Below are 4,962 nucleotides of genomic sequence, written 5' to 3'. Positions count from 1 at the left end.
TGCCGCTGGCTTCGCCGGTGTAGCAGCGCAGCCGCACCTCGACCCCTGCCGGTTTGCCATCGGCCTGGGCGCTGAACTCGCAGGCAAAACGCAGGGTATCGGGTTGCAGGGTGACGGCCAGCTCCTCCTCAATCTCGCGGATCAGCGCCGCCTCGTCGCTCTCGCCCGGTTCGCGCTTGCCGCCGGGGATGTAGTAAATGGCCTTGCCGTGGGAGCGGGCGCAGAGCAGTTGCTGATCTTTGAAGGTGAGCCAGGCGAGTTTGTCGATCATCGTTCTCTCTCTTGATTCTGCTAGTAGAGGCTATTGACGTATTTTTCGGCGGGCTCAGCCAGCAGATCCTGTGGGTGATCACCACCGAACGTCAACCATTTGCTTTTCCCTTTGAACGAGCTGTTGGCGATACTCTTTTTGCTCTGTGTATCGTAGATAACCACTTGAATTTCAATTACATCTGGTTTCCCTGACCATTCGGTTGCACGCTCTTCCCAATGGAGAATGACGGGTTTTACATAGTATCTGAATTCGGCGGGGACAGTGGTGCTCAGGCAGGCATCGCCATGACAACTGGCCGTCAGTTCGACCTTGTGGGCTTTTTTGGAAAACGCCGCATAGATTGCCTGGGCTGTCATCTGACCCGAGTTCTGATACTGCGTCGTTTCATAGCTGCCATCCTGGGGTTGAGAAATCAGTACCCCCTGAGTGGCATCGAGTTTGTTGGTGATAGCTTGTACATCTGATTGCTGATAGGTCGAACTACAGCCGACGGCGAGCAATGAAGCGATAGCGCATAGATAGTGTTTCAAAATACATTCCTTTGTGTGATGGGTAGGTATTACAGCGCAGGTAAAATCATGATTTTTATATCAAAAATTGATCATCCACTTCTTGATTGAGCTCACATAACTCTTTGCAAGAACGATTTGCAAGCATGATGCTCACGCCGCGTTAGCCCAACGCCCTCGCGGGCAAGTGCCGTTGTCTGTGGGGGGCGGAATAGCGAGCCGGCTCCTGGCTCCTGATCGTCCTCCACCGTGATCTGCGGATCCTGAACATTCGCTTGTGATATCAAGGCGATCCCTCGGTGAGCTGCGCGTGCTAGGCCGTCTGGCAATGTCGGGACACAACCTCAAGGCGAAAGAGGGGAGCGGAGAATGCTCTTTTGGGCGCGAACGGGCGACTCAAGGCTTCCATTTTGGCCAAACGGGTCACTATAAGCTGAATTTATGCCTTTTGGTTAAATGGCCTTATTTTTACTTATACCGAGCCGGTGCCAGCCTGTGGGACGTTTGTCAGCCGGTTTCCCGTCATGTCAGGTCTCCCTCCGATCATGGCGAGGGTGAGCGGCCAGCGGGCGCGGCCTCTGATCCTGTGCCGGGTTGATAAGAGGCGCTGTGTACGGATGGCAGAAGCGGGCTGCAAGGCGCTCAAGCCATCGCCAGTCGCCACTAAAAAAGCGGGGTTGGCGCACACGAGCGCGGGCCCGGACTGGGCGAAGGCGGGGGCCTTGTGGTTTAATCTTGCCACTTTAGCGGTAGTGGGCGACGGGCCTGCTACCTGGCGTGGGCAAGATGCAGGTAAGCAAGATGCAGATAGCAGCAGAGAGCAAGTTTATCGGACTGGGTGTGGCGGGCAATTTCGCCGGTCATTTGGAGCAGGCGGGTGAGGCGTCGGACTTCGTGGCCGTCGCGGTGCGCGATACCACGGCGCCCAAGGCGCTGTTCCCCTTCTTCGTGCCGGGTCATCCGGGTCAGCTCGGCGTCTTTCCGCTGAGCAACAAGGCGATCTTCCTGCCGGAAGCGGCGGTCAGCGGTGACGAGAAGGTGCAGATTGAGCCGGAAGTGGCCCTCTGGTGCGAGCTGGAGTATGTGAACAAGCAGGTGGTGGCGATCCATCCCCGTGCCTTTGGTGCCTATAACGACTGTTCCATTCGCCGTCCCAACGCCAAAAAGATCAGCGAGAAGAAGAACTGGGGCGAAGAGAGCAAGGGGTTGGCGGCCAATCTGCTGCCGCTCTCCGGTTTTGCTGCCGGTTGCGAGCTTGATGACTATCGCATCGCCTGCTATCTGGAGCGCGATGGTGAGCTGCACGCCTACGGGGTCGACAGCGCCGCCATCGATTACAGCTACTTCCACGGTCAACTGCTCGACTGGGCCATCGACAAGTTCAACCATCAGCAGGACGAGGGGCCGGCGGAGCACATTCAGGGGCTGCTGGCGCAGGCGGGCCATCCCCCCCATGCGCTGATCAGTATCGGTGCCACCCGTTATACCCCGTTTGGCGAGAGCCATTTCCTCAAACCGGGCGACACCTCCTGCGTGGTGGTCTACCCGGGCAGCCGTTATAGCGAAGCGGATATCCGCGAAGCCATTCGCACCCGTAGCTTCGGCGCCGACGTGTCGGTGTTGCTGCAGGCGGTGCAGGCGCGCTAATCACCTTTGCCAGCGGGGCGTTGTCTCTTCCCGCTGGTTATCATATCGAGCCATTGAATGACGATTGTTCCTGTCTCCCGTGCCGACTATCCGGCGCTGATCGATCTGTGGGAGGCCTCGGTGCGGGCAACCCACCACTTTTTGCCAGAGGCCGAGATCCTCGCGCTCAAGCCGCTTATTCTGCAGCACTACTTCGATGCGGTGACACTGCACTGTGCCCGCACAGATGAGGGGCACATTGCGGGTTTTAGCGGAGTACACGAGGGCAAGCTGGAGATGCTGTTTGTCGCCCCCGAGGCGCGGGGCGGCGGCGTGGGACGTTTGCTGGTAGCACATGCCATCTCGCAGGGTGGCGCGACGCAGGTTGACGTCAATGAGCAGAATGAGCAGGCAGTGGGCTTCTATCGGAAGATGGGGTTCGCCGTGACGGGCCGCTCACCGCTGGATGGTCAGGGCAAGCCCTATCCGCTGCTGCATATGGCGTTGCCGACGCGCTAGTCGCGCCTGATGAGGCGTTGTACCCATAAACGAACGGGGGATGGCATCTGCCATCCCCCGTTTTTTTGATCCCGCCGGTTACTTGCTGGCGACCTTGTTCACCACCTTGATCAGCTGATAGCGCAGGGAGGGGGCATCGGCCGGCACATCGGTGAGCTGCTCCTTGCTGACAGTGAGCTGGTACTGGTAGCCCGGCTCGAACTGGAAGCCTTCAATATCCTGGTAGAACAGCGTCCAGGGCTGCTGCTCATCGCTGCGCACCTGCATGCACTGCATCGGGCCGACCCCGACACAATCGACCAGCTGGCTGTTGATATAGAGGGTCTCCCCCTGTGGAGCGACCGAGCCCTGACAGGCGGTGAGCAGCAGGGCGGCGCTGATAAACAGTGGTTTCATGATGGGATCCTTCAAAGCGAAAGGGGCATTAGAGCGGCAAACAAAAAGGCGGTCAATGACCGCCTTTGTAACAAACCATGTCGATTCAGCCTGTTAGCGCTGCTCGAGCGGAACGAACTCGCGCTGGGGCTGGCCGATATAGAGCTGACGCGGACGGCCGATCTTCTGATCCGGATCCGAGTGCATTTCGTTCCAGTGGGCTATCCAGCCGATGGTACGGGAGATGGCGAAGATCACGGTGAACATGCTCATCGGGATACCGATCGCCTTCATGATGATGCCGGAGTAGAAGTCCACGTTCGGGTAGAGCTTCTTCTCGATGAAGTAGGGGTCGGAGAGCGCAATGCGCTCCAGCTCCATGGCGACATCCAGCAGCGGATCCTTGATCTGCAGCTCGGTCAGCACTTCGTGGCAGGTCTGACGCATCACCTGGGCACGGGGATCGTGGTTCTTGTAGACCCGGTGACCGAAGCCCATCAGACGGAACGGATCGTTCTTGTCCTTGGCCTTGGCGATGAACTCGGGGATGCGATCCACCGAGCCGATCTCTTCCAGCATGCGCAGGCAGGCTTCGTTGGCGCCGCCGTGAGCCGGTCCCCACAGGGAGGCGATCCCCGCAGCAATACAGGCAAACGGGTTGGCACCGGAAGAACCAGCCAGACGGACGGTGGAGGTAGAGGCATTCTGCTCGTGATCCGCGTGCAGGGTGAAGATGCGATCCATGGCGCGTTCAACGGTGGGGTTGACCTTGTACTCTTCGGTCGGCACGCCAAACATCATGTGCAGGAAGTTGCCCGCATAGGAGAGGGCGTTACGCGGCTGCATGAACGGCTGACCGATGGAGTACTTGTAACACATGGCGGCCAGGGTCGGCATCTTGGAGAGCAGACGGAAGGCGCAGATCTCGCGATGCTGCTCGTTGTTGATGTCGAGGGCATCGTGATAGAAGGCGGAGAGGGCGCTGACTACACCGCACATGATGGCCATGGGGTGGGAGTCGCGACGGAAGCCGCGGAAGAAGAAGGCGATCTGCTCGTGCACCATGGTGTGACGGGTCACCAGACGCTGGAATTCGGCATATTGCGCCTTGGTCGGTGCTTCGCCGTAGAGCAGGATGTAGCAGACCTCGAGGTAGCTCGATTGGGTCGCCAATTGGGCAATAGGGAAACCACGGTGCAGCAAGACACCCTGATCACCGTCGATGTAGGTAATGGCAGATTTGCATGAGCCGGTTGCCATAAAACCGGGGTCAAAGGTGAAATACCCTTGTGCGCCCAATTTTCTGACGTCGATGACATCCGGACCGATGGTGCCGGAGAGGATTGGCAATTCGACCGGATCTTTCCCGGGTAGGTGTAGGGTGGCTATCTTATCAGCCATAGCACGTCTCCTTTGCTCTTTATAATTTGGTTCCAGTCCTACTCTATTACGACTTTTATGACGCTGGCAAAGGTTCTTACCCATACCAAGGCGGCTGGAGCGCCCTATTTGAAACAGAGTTCCTTGTCGATGTCAATTTTGCTGGAAGGCCATTAACGGCATTAATGAAATGTTAAATTAAATATGCGATCGAGTTTGCGGTTTTGTGTTTTCTTTGTAGCTAATTGATTGTCTTCGGTTAAGGCCGCCGATATACTG

The 4,962-nt window shown here is 57.7% G+C and carries 6 protein-coding genes; 2 read left to right on the top strand and 4 right to left on the bottom strand.

Annotation, left to right across the window (positions count from 1 at the left end; genetic code table 11):
- Both LD28_RS0120705 and LD28_RS0120700 read right to left on the bottom strand, forming a co-directional pair.
- A partial coding sequence (locus LD28_RS0120705; protein ID WP_033138788.1) for an NUDIX hydrolase occupies window positions 1–271 on the bottom strand: 271 nt, incomplete at its 3' end.
- Window positions 272–291: 20 nt separating this feature from the next.
- The gene (locus tag LD28_RS0120700; protein WP_033138787.1) at window positions 292–804 is read right to left on the bottom strand and encodes a DUF4823 domain-containing protein; all 513 of its coding nucleotides are present in this window, start codon (window positions 802–804) and stop codon (window positions 292–294) included.
- Window positions 805–1,584: 780 nt separating this feature from the next.
- On the opposite strand from LD28_RS0120700, the gene LD28_RS0120695 reads away from it, so the two are divergent.
- Window positions 1,585–2,430, top strand: coding sequence for a DUF5718 family protein (locus LD28_RS0120695; protein ID WP_033138786.1), 846 nt, complete (start codon window positions 1,585–1,587; stop codon window positions 2,428–2,430).
- Between the two features lie 57 nt (window positions 2,431–2,487).
- Window positions 2,488–2,928, top strand: a complete 441-nt coding sequence (locus tag LD28_RS0120690; protein WP_033138785.1) for an acetyltransferase — start codon at window positions 2,488–2,490, stop codon at window positions 2,926–2,928.
- A gap of 78 nt (window positions 2,929–3,006) precedes the next feature.
- Here LD28_RS0120690 and LD28_RS0120685 read toward each other — a convergent pair whose 3' ends face one another.
- A complete protein-coding gene (locus LD28_RS0120685; protein ID WP_033138784.1) occupies window positions 3,007–3,324 on the bottom strand; it encodes a DUF4377 domain-containing protein in 318 nt (105 codons plus the stop codon).
- 93 nt (window positions 3,325–3,417) lie between these two features.
- Window positions 3,418–4,704, bottom strand: coding sequence for a citrate synthase (locus tag LD28_RS0120680; RefSeq protein ID WP_033138783.1), 1,287 nt, complete (start codon window positions 4,702–4,704; stop codon window positions 3,418–3,420).
- Between the last annotated feature and the right edge of the window lie 258 nt (window positions 4,705–4,962).

It is taken from the genome of Aeromonas finlandensis (genome assembly GCF_000764645.1).
Lineage (GTDB): Bacteria > Pseudomonadota > Gammaproteobacteria > Enterobacterales > Aeromonadaceae > Aeromonas > Aeromonas finlandensis.
The sequence above is the reverse complement of the archived record's forward strand: the minus strand, read 5'-3'. Positions and strand labels throughout refer to the sequence as shown.

Coding starts and splice junctions, on each gene's coding strand:
- LD28_RS0120690 (WP_033138785.1), top strand. CDS start 2,488: ATGACGATTGTTCCTGTCTCCCGTGCCGACTATCCGGCGCTGATCGAT.
- LD28_RS0120695 (WP_033138786.1), top strand. CDS start 1,585: ATGCAGATAGCAGCAGAGAGCAAGTTTATCGGACTGGGTGTGGCGGGC.
- LD28_RS0120685 (WP_033138784.1), bottom strand. CDS start 3,324: ATGAAACCACTGTTTATCAGCGCCGCCCTGCTGCTCACCGCCTGTCAG.
- LD28_RS0120680 (WP_033138783.1), bottom strand. CDS start 4,704: ATGGCTGATAAGATAGCCACCCTACACCTACCCGGGAAAGATCCGGTC.